Source organism: Vibrio rubrogenes, assembly GCF_059641415.1.
In genome coordinates, this window is sequence record NZ_JCARSY010000001.1 from 390,507 (window position 1) to 405,683 (window position 15,177).

Annotated in this window: 12 protein-coding genes and 6 tRNA genes; 2 read left to right on the forward strand and 16 right to left on the reverse strand. The window is 45.1% G+C overall.

Going from position 1 to position 15,177, the window contains the following annotated elements:
* The first annotated feature begins 147 nt into the window (after positions 1-147).
* The gene (locus AC55NX_RS01840; protein ID WP_496994185.1) at positions 148-942 is read left to right on the forward strand and encodes a cytochrome C assembly family protein; all 795 of its coding nucleotides are present in this window, start codon (positions 148-150) and stop codon (positions 940-942) included.
* Positions 943-1,024: 82 nt separating this feature from the next.
* Entirely contained in the window at positions 1,025-2,302 is a 1,278-nt protein-coding gene (locus AC55NX_RS01845) for an HlyC/CorC family transporter (RefSeq protein WP_496994186.1), read from the forward strand.
* Between the two features lie 110 nt (positions 2,303-2,412).
* On the opposite strand, the gene luxS is transcribed toward AC55NX_RS01845, so the two are convergent.
* From luxS to AC55NX_RS01925, 16 genes are all read right to left on the reverse strand, one after another.
* A complete protein-coding gene (luxS, locus tag AC55NX_RS01850) occupies positions 2,413-2,931 on the reverse strand; it encodes an S-ribosylhomocysteine lyase (RefSeq protein WP_496994187.1) in 519 nt (172 codons plus the stop codon).
* 147 nt (positions 2,932-3,078) lie between these two features.
* Entirely contained in the window at positions 3,079-4,680 is a 1,602-nt protein-coding gene (gene gshA / locus AC55NX_RS01855; RefSeq protein ID WP_496994188.1) for a glutamate--cysteine ligase, read from the reverse strand.
* A 98-nt stretch (positions 4,681-4,778) separates the two neighbouring features.
* Positions 4,779-7,622 carry a M16 family metallopeptidase gene (locus AC55NX_RS01860; RefSeq protein ID WP_496994189.1) on the reverse strand — a complete coding sequence of 948 codons (2,844 nt, stop codon included), beginning with the start codon at positions 7,620-7,622 and terminating at the stop codon, positions 4,779-4,781.
* A gap of 9 nt (positions 7,623-7,631) precedes the next feature.
* Entirely contained in the window at positions 7,632-8,093 is a 462-nt protein-coding gene (locus tag AC55NX_RS01865; protein ID WP_496994190.1) for a YqaA family protein, read from the reverse strand.
* A complete protein-coding gene (locus AC55NX_RS01870) occupies positions 8,087-9,037 on the reverse strand; it encodes an NADP-dependent oxidoreductase (protein WP_496994191.1) in 951 nt (316 codons plus the stop codon). The genes AC55NX_RS01865 and AC55NX_RS01870 overlap by 7 nt, the downstream gene beginning before the upstream one ends.
* A 123-nt stretch (positions 9,038-9,160) precedes the next feature.
* The gene (locus AC55NX_RS01875; RefSeq protein WP_059121571.1) at positions 9,161-10,291 is read right to left on the reverse strand and encodes a sodium ion-translocating decarboxylase subunit beta; all 1,131 of its coding nucleotides are present in this window, start codon (positions 10,289-10,291) and stop codon (positions 9,161-9,163) included.
* A gap of 9 nt (positions 10,292-10,300) precedes the next feature.
* Positions 10,301-12,079, reverse strand: a complete 1,779-nt coding sequence (oadA, locus tag AC55NX_RS01880; RefSeq protein WP_496994192.1) for a sodium-extruding oxaloacetate decarboxylase subunit alpha — start codon at positions 12,077-12,079, stop codon at positions 10,301-10,303.
* A gap of 13 nt (positions 12,080-12,092) precedes the next feature.
* Positions 12,093-12,344 (reverse strand): oxaloacetate decarboxylase subunit gamma, encoded by a 252-nt coding sequence (locus AC55NX_RS01885; RefSeq protein WP_496994193.1) that lies wholly within the window; start codon positions 12,342-12,344, stop codon positions 12,093-12,095.
* A 285-nt stretch (positions 12,345-12,629) separates the two neighbouring features.
* Positions 12,630-12,706, reverse strand: a tRNA-Arg gene (locus tag AC55NX_RS01890).
* 38 nt (positions 12,707-12,744) lie between these two features.
* Positions 12,745-12,821, reverse strand: a tRNA-Arg gene (locus tag AC55NX_RS01895).
* A gap of 41 nt (positions 12,822-12,862) precedes the next feature.
* A tRNA-Arg gene (locus AC55NX_RS01900) sits at positions 12,863-12,939 on the reverse strand.
* Positions 12,940-12,998: 59 nt separating this feature from the next.
* A tRNA-Ser gene (locus AC55NX_RS01905) sits at positions 12,999-13,091 on the reverse strand.
* Positions 13,092-13,108: 17 nt separating this feature from the next.
* Positions 13,109-13,185: transfer RNA gene (locus tag AC55NX_RS01910), tRNA-Arg, on the reverse strand.
* Positions 13,186-13,212: 27 nt separating this feature from the next.
* Positions 13,213-13,305 (reverse strand) — tRNA-Ser (locus tag AC55NX_RS01915).
* A gap of 280 nt (positions 13,306-13,585) precedes the next feature.
* Positions 13,586-13,786: a carbon storage regulator CsrA gene (gene csrA / locus AC55NX_RS01920; RefSeq protein ID WP_072955909.1), complete on the reverse strand. Its 201-nt coding sequence runs from the start codon at positions 13,784-13,786 to the stop codon at positions 13,586-13,588.
* An 88-nt stretch (positions 13,787-13,874) separates the two neighbouring features.
* Entirely contained in the window at positions 13,875-15,062 is a 1,188-nt protein-coding gene (locus AC55NX_RS01925; protein WP_496994194.1) for an aspartate kinase, read from the reverse strand.
* Between the last annotated feature and the right edge of the window lie 115 nt (positions 15,063-15,177).

Consider the following 15,177-nt stretch of genomic DNA (forward strand, 5'->3'; position numbering starts at 1 on the left):
CCCCAATATTCTACCGAAATAGGTCATGACTCATTTGGGCTGTAAACGATTTGTTTTATGTCATTCAAAATTAAGTAGCCAACCGTGGCTCATTGACGCTTAGACATGTATAATTCATCTTCTTTACAATCTTTTTTGATGAGATATATGGATAAGTTTATCGCAATAGTTGCTTCGCTTTTTTACTTTCTCGCTATTGCAACCATCATTCCGGGACTGGTCAATCAAACGGGTATCAAAGCAAAAGCCGTCTTGATTTGTGCTGCAACTGCGCTGCTGTTACATGCGTGGTTACTCAGCGATCTGATCTTTCACCCTAACGGCCAGAATCTAAGCATTCTGAACGTTGGCTCTCTCATCAGTTTCATCATTGGCTTAGTGATGAGCGGTGCGATGCTAAAAACTCGGTTGTGGTTTATGCTGCCGGTGGTTTACGGTTTTGCGGCAATTAATCTGTCGGCTGCTGCGAGCCTTCCCGGAAACTTCATCACTCATATGGAAGATAATCTGCCGCTGCTGATCCATATTTTCCTGGCTCTGTTCTCTTATTCAACACTGACAATCGGTGCACTGTATGCACTCCAATTAGCTTGGCTGGATCATAAATTAAAAAAGAAAAAGTCATTAGCGATTAATCCAAACCTCCCGCCTTTACTCCAGATAGAGAGACAGCTATTCCGTATCATTCTGATCGGTAATCTGTTGTTAACCGGTACCTTAATCACAGGTTTTATCTTCATTGAAGAAATCTTTGCTCAGGGGAAAGCGCACAAAGGTATCTTGTCGGTCATTGCCTGGGTCGTGTATACCGTACTTTTGTGGGGCCACTATCAGAAAGGATGGCGGGGAAGAAAAGTAACCTGGTTTGCGATTGCCGGGGCTTTTATTTTAACTCTGGCTTACTTCGGCAGTCGTTTTGTCCGAGAATTTATCTTACATTAACTTGTTGAAATACTTTATGGATTGACAGCAGAATAGAGTTCAGCCATAGAAGTCACAACATCAATAAAGGAAGCAATTTATTTTGGACGACATATCAACTGGTGTCTTATTTACGCTACTTGCGTGTCTTATCATCATCTCAGGATATTTCTCCGGTTCAGAAACAGGCATGATGGCATTGAACCGCTATCGCCTGAAGCATCTGGCTAAAACTGGCCATAAAGGTGCAAAGCGTGTTGAAAAACTATTAAGCCGTCCGGACCGTCTGATCGGTCTGATTCTGATCGGCAATAACTTAGTCAATATTCTAGCTTCCGCAATTGCCACGATTCTCGGGATGCGGCTGGGTGGAAACCTCGGAGTCGCGATTGCAACGGGTGTTTTGACCCTGGTAATTCTCGTCTTTGCCGAAGTAACACCGAAGACACTGGCAGCACTCTATCCAGAAAAAGTGTCTTATATCAGTAGTTACCTACTGAGCATCCTTATGAAACTTCTGTCGCCACTGGTGCTCTTCGTCAATCTAATCACCAACGGATTTATTAAGTTGCTGGGTGTTTCAGCACGACAAAGTGGCGGTGATCATCTCAGTTCAGAAGAGCTGAGAACAGTCGTCAATGAGGCAGGCGGTCTGATTCCGAAACGACATCAAGACATGCTGCTATCTATTCTCGACTTAGAGCACGTCACCGTAAACGATATTATGGTCCCTCGTAATGAGATTACCGGTATTAATATCAATGATGACTGGAAATCGATTGTCCGTCAGCTAACTCATTCACCGCATGGTCGGGTGGTTCTCTATCGGGATAATATTGACGAAGTCGTAGGGATTTTAAAACTCAGAGACCCCTTCCGTCTGATGCTTGAGAAAAACGAGTTTAATAAAGAAATGCTACTTCGAGCCGCAGATGAAGTTTATTTCATTCCGGAGTCGACGCCACTCAATGTACAATTGCTCAAGTTCCAGAGAAATAAGGAACGGATTGGACTGATTGTTGATGAATATGGCGATATTAATGGTCTTGTCACGCTTGAAGATATTCTCGAAGAGATTGTCGGTGAGTTTACGACTTCTATTTCGCCAAGCCTTGCGGATGAAATTACACCGCAGAGCGATGGTAGTTTCTTAATAGAAGGGAGTGCCAACATCCGTGATATCAATAAAAGTCTCAAATGGAAATTACCAACCAATGGGCCAAGAACCTTGAACGGTTTAATTTTGGAACATCTGGAAGATATTCCTCAAACCCAACTCAGTATCAATGTTGCCCAACATGCGATGGAACTGATTGATATTGAAGAGAATAGAATTAAGCTCGTCAAAGTTTTTCCAAACAAAGCTAATAAAAAGTCGTAACCGATCATTGGCTTCACTTCAGTTGGATAGAATAAGCCCACACATCCGTTAAAAGTAAAAAAGCTTGGCACATGACCAAGCTTTTTAATGCGGCGCTGTATGAGAAATAATCAGTCCACTTTCAGTTCCTGAAGCATTGATTCAGGTAACGCCAGATCATCATTCTGATTGACACTGATACCACTTGAGATGACCGTTTGAGCAATCTCTTTTGCCTCACCCAGAGAGTGCATTGCTGCGGTGCCGCATTGATAAATGTTTAATTCCGGGATTTTGTTCTGGTCTTCAACCTTCAGAACATCCTGCATTGCTGCTAGCCAGGCATTCGCAACTCGCTGCTCAGAAGGCACACCAATCAGGCTCATGTAAAAGCCAGTCCGACATCCCATCGGAGAAATATCAATGATTTCAACACCGTCACCATTAAGATGAGCTCTCATAAAGCCTGCAAATAAGTGTTCTAATGTATGAATGCCTTTCTCAGAAAGGATATCTTGATTCGGAACGGTAAAACGTAAATCAAACACCGTGATCGTATCGCCTTTAGGGGTATTCATGGTTTTAGCAACACGGACGGCAGGTGCGTTCATACGAGTATGATCCACCGTAAAACTATCTAATAATGGCATAATGACAATTCTCCATTTTGACTGATTCTAAACAACCAGTATCAATTGTATCTCTTTGGTCGTACAACGTTATCTCAGATAACCTTCACTAAACTACACGTTTGATGTTTAGAGAATGAGTCATTTCCACGACAACCCGACATCTGATTATTCACATGCAGCCCGGGCTGGCTGCTCTTCCTGAGTATTCAGGTACGAAAAATACTGCTGTAAAAACGTATCGAAATCACAATGATCATCTTGTTCAATCTGATACTGCTCCATCACGGAACGAGTGACTTCTTCTTCCATCAACTTTTGCGAGTAATGCTGATAATTATGCGTCAGATGATACTGACGATAAACTTCACCAAACGCTCTGCCCGTTTTGCCTAATCCACCAGACTGTTTAATCTGTTCCAATAGCTGCCCGGATAACGTATTTTCCGGCTGATCAATGCAAACAGATAACTGCTGGCAAACATCCTGATAAGCGTGATCACCCGCAGCTTGATCCATCCATTCTGCGACAAGTTTTAATTCACCGAAAACGCGCTTCGCCCAATCTTGTAAAGTCAGCACCTCACCATGACAGCCGATTTGCAGCTCTAATCCGGGCTTTCTTCCTTCCAGAATCACTTTTTGCCAGTTTTCTCTCCAGCAATTTAACTCACAGTCATTCATCGGTTCTGAGTCCGATAAAGCAGCCCACGTCAGGAACAGATCCAAGAAACGTATTTGGGTTTCAGTAATTCCTATCGGACTGAATGGATTCACATCCAACGAGCGCACTTCAATATATTCAATGCCTCGGTTAGCCAATGCTTCAGAAGGTTTTTCGCCGCTCTGGGTCACACGCTTGGGCCGAATCGGAGCATATAATTCGTTTTCGATTTGAAGCACATTACTATTCAGCTGACGGTATTCACCATTCACTTTCACACCGATCTGAGCAAATTTTTCCGAAGGAGAATGGATCGCCTGACGAAGTCCTTCAAGATATTCTTCAAGGCTATTGAAACCGATTCTGAGAACACTCTGAGCACTATTGGTATAGCCTAAATCACTCAATCGCAACGAGGTTGCATGTGGCAGGTATAATGTCTCACCGATATTTTCAAAAGGCAGCGATGTTTCACGGCCTTTGATAAACGATGAACATAATGCCGGCGATGCACCAAACAGATAAGGCAACAACCAGCCAAATCGATAGTAATTACGAATCACACCCAGATAAGCTTCTGACTTAGAAGCACAGCGTTCACTATCGGATTGCGTACCGAATAAAGTATCCCAGAAGCTTTCCGGAAAAGAGAAATTGAAATGGACGCCGGAAATAATCTGCATCAAACTGCCGTAACGATTCTTTAAACCCTGACGATACAGCGTTTTCATCTTACCGATGTTCGAAGTTCCATATTTGGCGAGTTTGATATTCTCTTCATCACCGACATAACAAGGCATCGACATCGGCCATAGCCCTTCATCATTGATCGTAACCTGAGCAAAACGATGGATGTCGGATAACTGCTCAACCAACGTCGAAATATCCTGACTCACTGGTGTAATGAACTCAAGCAGCTGCTCGGCAAAGTCTGTGGTAATAAACTGGTTTGTTAATGCTGCGCCCAATGCTTCCGGATGCGGTGTCTGAACTAAATGTCCATCCTTGGTATATCGTAATGTCTCTCGTTCAACACCCCGGTTAAAAGCGTTGACGATACCCGGTTGTTGAGCAACCAACTTTAGTCGTGTGGCAAAATTAGTCAAAATATTATTCGCTTCTTGTAAGTTTGTCGTACCAAGTCAGAAAATCCCAAGACACACCGACAATATAATAAGCTTCTCGTGTAGTCTTTATGTGTACTCTAGTGGACGATTTCAAGTTCTTCCATCGGGATTTTTAACTTTTCTAACTTTGGTTTCAGGGTCTTCATGTCACCCACAACAATAATCTGATAATCCTTCGGATTGAACCATTTTTTTGCCAGTTGATCCAATACATCTCGATCGACAGTCGCAACAATTTGATTTCTCTGCTGAAGATAATCATGGTCCAAACTATATGCCATAATACCATTCAACAATTGAGATTTCTGTGATGGTGTTTCATAAGCTAAGGCATCTTGCTGTCCGATAGCAAGGCGCATAAAACGTATCTCTTCAGCCGTCATACCCGATTGGCTGTAACGCTGCATTTCACGCTGCATTTCCCGAATCGCATTCACTGTTGCATCCTGGCGAACTGAGGCACTATAGATCATCACACCGATTTCCCGGTTTCCCGCCAGCGTGCTGTCCACACCATAGGTATAGCCTTTGTCCTCTCTCAGGTTCTGATTCATCCGGCTGTTAAAATTCCCGGCTAAATTAAAATTCGCCAGTTGTGTCAGAAACTGCTCACCAGTAGCGCCAAACGGTAATCCTTGACGGACATAACGAACAATACTCTGCAAAGCACCGGGTTTATCCACAAGATAGATTTTCTGTCCATGCAGTACAGGGACAATCTGGGGATCCAGTAATGGTGCATCATCACCTTGCCATTCCGATAAAAAAGCAACGGACTTAATTGCATCTTGCTTGGAAATATCACCAACGACAGCGATCTGGGTACCATGTGGCGTATAGTGCTGACGATAAAAAGACTTCACATCATCTAAAGTGATTGCAGCAAGCGACGTTTCAGTCCCCTCACTGATCCGGGCAAACAACGAATCACCGAACAACACTTGCTGAGTAGCTTGTGATGCGAGCCAACCCAACTTTTGATGTTGATAAATCGCACCTTGAATCATTTGGTTTTGAATCCGCTTAAAATCTGACACGGCAAACTTAGGCTGGAATAGCATCTCATCAACAATGGCCAGTGTTTGAGTCAAATTCTTACTCAAACTCGACACGGTAATACGCGTGGTATAAGTTTGCGTATCAACAGAGATCACTGAGCCGAGCTTATCCAGCTCGGATTGGATTTGCTCTGCTGAGTGAGCCAGGCTGCCTTCAGATAATAGGAGAGCCGTTAATTCAGCCAGCCCCTCTTTTCCCTGAGGAACAAAGCGATTTCCTGCGGGTAAATTAATGTTCACCAAAACGGTCGGGGTTTCTGTCGTGACCGTCCCCATCAGCTCAATCCCATTTTCATAATACGCACTGTAGAGCTTCGGCATGTGCAGTGTCACAGGCCCAGATACTGAAGGAGTCACCGAGCGGTCAAAAGAGTCGACAACAGTTCGCAGTGCCAGATCTTGATCATCAATATGACGGGGGGCAGCACTGATATGCTTTGGCGCGACAAAGTTTGCAGACCTGACTGCCAGATTATTTTTACCTTGTGGCACGACACTTAAAGTCACTTTGTGATGATTGACAATAAATTGTCGCAGCACGCGCTGAACCGAAGCAGAAGAGACCATGTCAAGATCATCCAGCTCTTGCTGCAACCGATCCGGCTGGCCGAAGAATGTCTGATTGCTGGCTAACTGAGCAACCTTACCTTTGACACTTTCCAAGGCAAAAACTGCATTGGCTTTTGCCATGCCTTTAATTTCATCCAATCGTTCCTGTACAACACCTTGCTGTTCGAGCTTTCTGACAATGCTGAGTAGCTGCTGAGATAATTGTTGCAAATCATGCTGCTTGTCCGATGGTGCCATCGCATACACATAGAATGTACAGGCAAGCTCTCCACACTTCTGAAAAGCACCGGCGCTTAACGCTTGCTGAGTTTTAACCAGTGACTGATAGAGTAAACTGTTATTACCATCACCGAGTACCTGAGCCAGAACATCCAGTGAAACCTGGCTTTCGGCGCCCTTATATTCTGTCGGCCACCCAATCACAACCATCGGCTGTTGGATACGATCCTCCATCGTGACATATCGGTCTGCCGACAAAGTAACCGGACGTTTTGGGGCAGACTTGACCTCCGGTCCTTTCGGGATCGGGCCGAAATACTTGGCGACCCAAGCTAATGTTTGTTCAACATCAATATCCCCCCCAATGGTCAAAACAGCATTATTCGGGCCATACCAACGAAGGAAGAATGATTTTAAATCATTGACATCAACATGATCCAAATCCTGTACATATCCGATCGACTGCCATGAATAAGGATGCCCCGGAGGAAACATTGCTTCGCCCATTTTTTCCCACATCAAGCCATAGGGACGATTATCATAATTCTGAGCCCGCTCATTTTTAACGGTGTCGCGCTGAATTTCGAATTTTCTTTGAGAGACAGCATCCAGTAAAAAACCCATCCGGTCAGACTCAAGCCACAGCACTTTTTCAAGCTGGTTAGCCGGCACCGTTTCATAATAATTGGTGCGATCCTGATTGGTAGACCCATTCAAAGAACCACCCGCTTCGGTAATTAACTTAAAGTGCTGTTGATCCTTCACATGCTTTGAGCCTTGAAACATCATATGTTCAAAAAAATGAGCAAATCCGGTTCTACCCTGAGATTCTCTGGCAGAACCGACATGATAAGTGACATCGACATGCACTAATGGATCAGAATGATCCGGAGATAGAATCACTGTCAGGCCATTGGCTAATTTATATTTAGAATATGGAATTTGTACTGTACCGGGTTGAGGCAACTGCTTGTCAACCAAAGTCACACCTTGAGGGAGAGCGTCAGAATCACTAACGGAAGAACAACCGGAAAAAACCACCAGACAGAGAAGGCAAAGCAATAGCTTTCTCATCTTATCTCCTTAAAACAAACCATAAAATAACGCAGCCAATATGGCATATCGAATCGCTTTACCAATCAGGATCAAACACATAGAAGGAAGAAAGCGCATCCGCAGCCAGCCAGCGGCAATACACATCGCATCGCCAATCACAGGTAACCAACTAAATAACAAAGCCCAGTAACCATATTGTCTTAACCAAGCTAAAGACTTCTGACCGCGTTTATTCTCCTGAGTTCTGTTCGGAAGCCATATTCCGATCCAATAGTTCACCATGCCACCAAGCGTATTGCCTAAAGTGGCCACAGCAATAATCGTTAAGGTCGGATATTGATGAAGATTGAGGGTCGCAATTAAAGCTGCTTCAGATCCACCCGGTAGAATGGTAGCACTGAGAAAGCCACCAATGAATAGTATCCAAAGTGCTGATTCCTGAAGAGAAAGACCGAATCCTGAAAAAAATGCTTCCAAGCATTCTAACATTGCATATCAAGCAAAATTTTGCCTCGAGTATGGCCTGTTGCAACCTGACGATGTGCTTCTTGCACCTCATGCAGCGGATAAACATGCTGAATTTCTGTTTTCAGTAGACCGACACCGACCATATAGAGCATGGTATCCAGTTGTTCAGGATCCGGATCAACCAGCATTCCCATAGCATGGAAGCCGAGTAATTTGGCCTTTTCACAAATCATCTCCGCAGTCACCGTCGGTACGGTGACAACCGTTGCCTGATCTCTTAAACACTTCAAGGCATCCAATGCAACCTGCCCACCGACCAAATCGATCAGCACGTCCACATCTTCCAGCCGTTCAGATACCGGTGCAAAGTTATAATTAATTGCATGCGCGCCCAGCGTTGCCAGATAATCAAGATTCTCTTCACTGCACGTGGTGTAAACTTCAGCTTTGGCAGCCACAGCGATCTGAACCGCTAAATGCCCGACCCCACCGGCTCCGGCAAGAATCAACACCCGATCACCTTCTTTCACCTGTGCTTTATTTAATGCCTGAACCGCGGTTTGACCAGCCAGTGGCAATACGGCAGCCGCTTCCAGTGTAACCGAAGGCGGCACATAACTTAATTCACTTTCAGGCACACAGACATATTGACTGTAGCCACCGCCCTTCAAAGGAAAACCAATAAAGCCAGCGACAAAATCATTCATCTGAAACCGTTCAGCGTCTTGGCCACACCGAACCACGGTCCCGGAAATATCATAACCGGGCACCCATGGCAGTTGATCTTTATTCTGATCTGCAGCCCATCCCAAGCCGGATCTGGTTTTTACATCGATTGGGTTGATACCAGCAAAAGCAACTTTGACCAAAACTTCTCCGGCTCCGGGTTCTGGTATTGAATTGGATTGAATCACCAATACATCTTCGTCACCAAACTGGGTTATCGCAATTTGCTTGTTATCCATATCCAAAGTTCCTTTACCTATTCATATCGATGCAAAAATCAAAGGAATACCCTGAGGTATTCCTTTGAATATATATCATTTTACCCTGTATCGTGAACCTCTGACGGTAAATTTGCAGAAAAATTAACCGACTAGCGCTAAAAGAATACCCGCAGCAACCGCAGATCCTAAAACACCAGCCACATTGGGCCCCATCGCGTGCATCAGTAAAAAGTTCTGTGGGTTTGCCTGCAATCCGACCTTATTCACCACCCGGGCAGCCATCGGAACAGCGGAGACACCCGCTGCACCAATCAGCGGATTAATATTTTCTTTAGATAACTTATTCAATAATTTAGCCATCAATACCCCACCGGCGGTCCCGATACTAAATGCCACAGCGCCTAACGCAAGAATGCCTAATGTTTCAAGATTTAAAAACTTATCGGACTGTAATTTAGAACCGACCCCTAAGCCAAGGAAGATCGTCACGATATTAATCAGTTCATTCTGAGCGGTTTTTGATAAACGCTCTACAACCCCGACTTCCCGCATGAGATTGCCGAGACAAAACATGCCGACTAAAGGCGTTGCTGACGGCAAAAAGAGGATCGTCATCAATAACACCAGCATCGGGAAGAAGATTTTCTCTAGCTTGCCAACATACCGCAATTGTGCCATTTGTATTTGCCGTTCTGCTGGTGTGGTCAGCGCTTTCATGATCGGTGGCTGAATAATCGGCACTAGAGCCATATAGCTATATGCAGCAACTGCAATCGCCCCTAATAAATCAGGCGATAAGCGGCTTGCAAGAAATATCGCTGTCGGCCCATCAGCCCCACCAATGATTGCAATTGACGAAGCATCCGCCATCGAGAATTCCATGCCCGGCACCAAATTGAGTAAAATCGCGCCAATCAAGGTGGCAAAAATTCCCAATTGAGCCGCAGCCCCCAACCATAACGTCTTCGGATTCGCGATCAGTGCGCCAAAATCAGTCATCGCACCGACACCCATAAAGATCAGCAACGGGAATACGCCTGACTCAATACCAACATGATAGATGTAATAAAGTAATCCACCCGGCTCGGTAAAGCCTGCGTTGGGAATATTGGCTAAAATGGCACCAAAGCCAATCGGCAATAGCAGTAAGGGTTCAAACCCTTTAGCAACCGCTAAAAATAGCAACAGACATCCGACAAGGATCATGCAAATCTGACCAAATTCAAAATTTGCAATGCCGGTCTCTGCCCATAAGGTTAGTAATCCGTCCATGAGTCACCCTTATGCCAAACTGAATAACGGTGAACCGACATGCACCGAGTCACCTTCTTTCACCAAAACGTCCTGTACGGTTCCATTTTTAGCGGCACGAACCTCGGTCTCCATTTTCATCGCTTCTAATACAATCAAGACATCTCCCTCGTTCACGGGATGACCGGGCAAAGCATTCACTTTAAAAATCGTTCCCGCCAAAGGCGCAGCAATCACCTCGGCATCACCTTTCGGGGCCGTCTCGCTTAGTTGTGGCGTAGCTGATGTCACGGAAGTTAACTGGCCTTGAGGGCCGACTTCAACTTCATAGACTTGACCATCGACTTTCACACTATAAGTTTCAATCCCTTGAGTGCCAGATACAGTACTTGGCGCAGCTTTTACCGCAGTAGCCTCTTCAACGGTCGGTAATGGCTCAAACGCATCAGGGTTATTTCTGTTTTTAAGAAACTTCAAGCCAACCTGAGGGAAAAGCGCATACGTCAGAACATCATCGACCACCGACTCGGCCAAATCGATACCTTCAGCTTTGGCTTTCTTCGTCAACTCGTCGGTCAATATTGCCATTTCAGACTCAATCAAATCCGCAGGGCGACAAGTAATTGGCTGTTGACCTTCAAGTACCCGAGCCTGAAGTTCAGCATTGACAGGGGCAGGTGCAGCACCATACTCCCCTTTCAAAACCCCGGCAGTTTCTTTGGTTATGCTCTTATAACGTTCCCCCATGAGCACGTTAATCACAGCCTGAGTCCCGACAATTTGTGATGTCGGTGTGACCAGGGGGATATAACCGAGATCATGGCGAACTTTCGGAATTTCAGCCAAAACTTCATCAATACGATCGGCCGCACCTTGATCCTTTAACTGACCTTCCATATTGGTGAGCATTCCACCGGGCACTTGAGCGATCAGAATGCGAGAATCAACCCCTTTAAGCTGCCCTTCCCATTTCGCGTATTTCTTACGGACATCACGAAAATAAGTTGCAATGGGTTCCAACTGCGCCAGAGAAAGTCCTGTATCTCGCTCACTCTGCTCTAACATGGCAACAACCGTCTCGGTCGGTGTGTGTCCATAAGTCTGACTCATCGATGAAATCGCTGTATCTAAAATATCGATTCCCGCTTCAACGGCTTTGATGGCTGTTGCGGTCGATAAACCCGTGGTCGCATGGCAATGCAGTGCTAACGGCACATCACAAGACTGTTTAATTCTCCGAATTAACGTTTCCGCTTCATAAGGTTTCAACAATCCTGACATGTCTTTAATACATAAAGAATGACACCCCAGGTCTTCCAGACGCTTCGCCAGATCGACCCACACATCAATGTTATGAACAGGGCTCGTAGTATAAGAAAGCGTACCCTGTGCGTGCGCCCCGACATCGATCGTCGATTGAACCGCTTTCTTGAAGTTACGCACATCGTTCATCGCATCAAAAATTCGAAACACGTCCATCCCATTACGATGCGCCCGCTCGACAAACTTTTCGACGACATCATCAGCGTAATGACGATATCCCAATAAATTCTGACCACGCAAAAGCATCTGCATCGGGGTTTTCGGCATGGCTTGTTTCAGCGTTCTGAGCCGCTCCCACGGATCTTCTCCCAGAAAGCGAATACAAGCATCGAATGTAGCGCCTCCCCAAGTTTCTAAAGACCAATAACCAACCTGATCAAGCGCTGATGCGATAGGTAACATATCTTCAATACGCATCCGGGTCGCAAACAAAGACTGATGCGCGTCACGGAGAACAACATCAGTAAGTGCCAATGGTTTAGACATACAACACTCCTATTTATAATTTATGTTTGGCTGATGAGCGATATTGGTGTACAGCTGCTGAAATGGCAGCAACAACCTGAGGGCTAACATCCGTTGAATGGGTAGACTGACTGACGTCAGGCGGTAATGGTGGCGTTTCTTGAGGAACAATCTTGGACATCAGAGTGACGAGATAGACCATGATCGTCAGAAATGCGAAGACGACCAGCATTCCAGTCATCATTAAGGTAGCAGCTTCCGACAATAAGCTTCCTATATGACTCATTCTATTTCCTTTTCATCGATTTTCTGGGAAGGGTATTTGTTAAACATCCGTATCAACAAACTTAAACGGGCTCATCTCAAATCTTGACTGAAGTCATTTCACCATACACATGGTAGAAAGCCCGAATATCACATCAAAAATTCAACGCGAACAGTATCGAATAAAGTTTATGCAAATGCTGAGAGAAAGATAGAAAAAAGGAATAAATCAAGACGGCAATACGTGAGTAAGCTATCAAAAAATAAAAGAATAATCGAAAAGCAGATAAGGAGAAATATAAAGAAATGGCGCGCTCGGAAGGATTCGAACCTTCGACCGCCTGGTTCGTAGCCAGGTACTCTATCCAGCTGAGCTACGAGCGCGCTGATGAAATGCATTATTGTTCAAAAAATCGAAATAATGGCGCGCTCGGAAGGATTCGAACCTTCGACCGCCTGGTTCGTAGCCAGGTACTCTATCCAGCTGAGCTACGAGCGCACTGTTAAATCAATTTACTGATGTTGCCGTTAACATTAAAGTGGCGCGCTCGGAAGGATTCGAACCTTCGACCGCCTGGTTCGTAGCCAGGTACTCTATCCAGCTGAGCTACGAGCGCGCAATACTTCAACATTCTCTGACACAGTGTTGTTCCAATTCACGAATGAACCGTGCTTATGGCGGTGAGGGAGGGATTCGAACCCTCGATACGGCTATAAACCGTATACTCCCTTAGCAGGGGAGCGCCTTCAGCCTCTCGGCCACCTCACCACAACACAATCATAAAGTGGCGCGCTCGGAAGGATTCGAACCTTCGACCGCCTGGTTCGTAGCCAGGTACTCTATCCAGCTGAGCTACGAGCGCGCAATACTTCATGAATCAAGCAAGACATGGCGGTGAGGGAGGGATTCGAACCCTCGATACGGCTATAAACCGTATACTCCCTTAGCAGGGGAGCGCCTTCAGCCTCTCGGCCACCTCACCGTCTTGCGGAGGCACATATTACGATTTACCAAAAATATGTCAAACATTTTCTTGGAAAAAACAGGAAAAAACGCATCAAGCGTTGGCTATTTAATCAATGTGAAATAAATTGCCTCTTTTATCGCCAGCCGAGACACATCGCTCACACTAAGTCACCAATCAATCGATTTGTGATTCGAATCATCAACACGATAAAAAGCAGGAAGATAGAGAGAATCATCGCTATCCGGTTGGTATAAAAAAGGCTGACAAAAAATGATTGCCAGCCTTTCATCGAGGATTAATAGCTCGGTGTACCTGAGCTGCTATTCCCCCCTTTTTCTGCCTGAATACGCATGTATATTTCTTCACGGTGAACAGATACTTCTTTGGGAGCATTGACACCAATTCTCACTTGGTTGCCTTTCACACCGAGTACAGTTACTGTGACTTCATCACCTATCATGAGCGTTTCGCCTACACGGCGAGTCAAAATTAGCATTCTTTGGCTCCTTGAGTCATCTCTGTTTTGCCTTAACCACATTATTATCTATTAAAAAACCTATAGGGGTAAACTGTCTCATACAAAATCAGCCCATAAAACGCTGTTTGGGCTCATGATCAACAAATGAACCGGAAATGACATAAGCTTCATGAATGACATTCGCTGCACTATCTATTTGTTCAGGCGCGATCACCAGACTATGAGATAAGTTATCAGAATAACCACTATCTATCAGAATATTGGCAGAACAAAGCAACTGATATGTTGAATCAATCAAATCATTCGCTTTCTTGCCGACAATCGTCAGTAAGCTAACTGGCTTACTATTACGGATTTTATCTTCAAACACCAGTCCCAACTTAGCACTAGCATCCTGTTTAATCAGTAAAGCTGTGAATTCTGTATCACCGATCACATTCCATACATCAATTCCTAACAAATGGCATTGTTTCAGAATGGAATCAACGTGATGAGGTTCAAAACTCAGCTTGATCATCTCTTTTTGGACCGCGATACCACACACATCATACGGTGAGCTTTCCCCACGAATGAGAGTCCCCTCATTATGTTCAAATGTCGATAAAACCCGCAACGGAACCTGATGTTGCCACGCATATTGGACGCACGGTAAATGAAGCACTTTCGCGCCTTTCCGGGACATCTCTTCCATTGACGGGAAATCGATAACATCGAGTTTTTTGGCATTTCCGACTATTCTGGGATCCGTGCTGTAAATGCCATCGACATCGGTAAATATCTGACATTCATCCGCTGCCAGCATTCCGGCAAGCGTCACTGCGGTCGTATCAGAACCACCGCGTCCCAGCGTCGTGATATCACCGTTCTCACTCACGCCCTGAAAACCAGCAACAATCACGATCGTATCTTCATTCAATAACTGCTGAATTTTCGCTGTATCAGCTTGTAGAATCGTCGCATCGTTATACTGATTTGTCGTCACAATACCAAGCTGGGAACCTGTGAATGAACGCGCTGAATACCCCATTTTATGCAGCGTCATTGCCAGCAGAGCCATTGATACCTGCTCTCCTGCGGATAAAATCACATCCAGTTCCCTAGCATTTGGAACCCGATCAACCTGATGGGCTAAATCTAATAATCGATTGGTTTCACCAGACATAGCCGACACTACGACCACCACCTGCTGACCACTCGCTTTCGCATCGATTACATGTTGTGCTACCGTATGGATTCTTTCAATCGAACCCATTGATGTCCCACCAAATTTTTGAACTATAAGGGGAGTTTTCACCAGTCGTCACCTTCCTAAGACAAAGTCTCTCTCAGAAATCAACCCAGACAGTCTGTTTGGGTATCATTCGGTACATGGCGATGTCATCTCAGATTCAAGAACATCACCGTAAAAA

What these genes read in the sequence shown, in the direction of transcription:
- AC55NX_RS01870 (WP_496994191.1), bottom strand. Translation starts at nt 9,037, where the DNA reads ATGGATAACAAGCAAATTGCGATAACCCAGTTTGGTGACGAAGATGTA.
- AC55NX_RS01860 (WP_496994189.1), bottom strand. Translation starts at nt 7,622, where the DNA reads ATGAGAAAGCTATTGCTTTGCCTTCTCTGTCTGGTGGTTTTTTCCGGT.
- AC55NX_RS01865 (WP_496994190.1), bottom strand. Translation starts at nt 8,093, where the DNA reads ATGTTAGAATGCTTGGAAGCATTTTTTTCAGGATTCGGTCTTTCTCTT.
- AC55NX_RS01885 (WP_496994193.1), bottom strand. Translation starts at nt 12,344, where the DNA reads ATGAGTCATATAGGAAGCTTATTGTCGGAAGCTGCTACCTTAATGATG.
- AC55NX_RS01840 (WP_496994185.1), top strand. Translation starts at nt 148, where the DNA reads ATGGATAAGTTTATCGCAATAGTTGCTTCGCTTTTTTACTTTCTCGCT.
- luxS (WP_496994187.1), bottom strand. Translation starts at nt 2,931, where the DNA reads ATGCCATTATTAGATAGTTTTACGGTGGATCATACTCGTATGAACGCA.
- AC55NX_RS01875 (WP_059121571.1), bottom strand. Translation starts at nt 10,291, where the DNA reads ATGGACGGATTACTAACCTTATGGGCAGAGACCGGCATTGCAAATTTT.
- csrA (WP_072955909.1), bottom strand. Translation starts at nt 13,786, where the DNA reads ATGCTAATTTTGACTCGCCGTGTAGGCGAAACGCTCATGATAGGTGAT.
- oadA (WP_496994192.1), bottom strand. Translation starts at nt 12,079, where the DNA reads ATGTCTAAACCATTGGCACTTACTGATGTTGTTCTCCGTGACGCGCAT.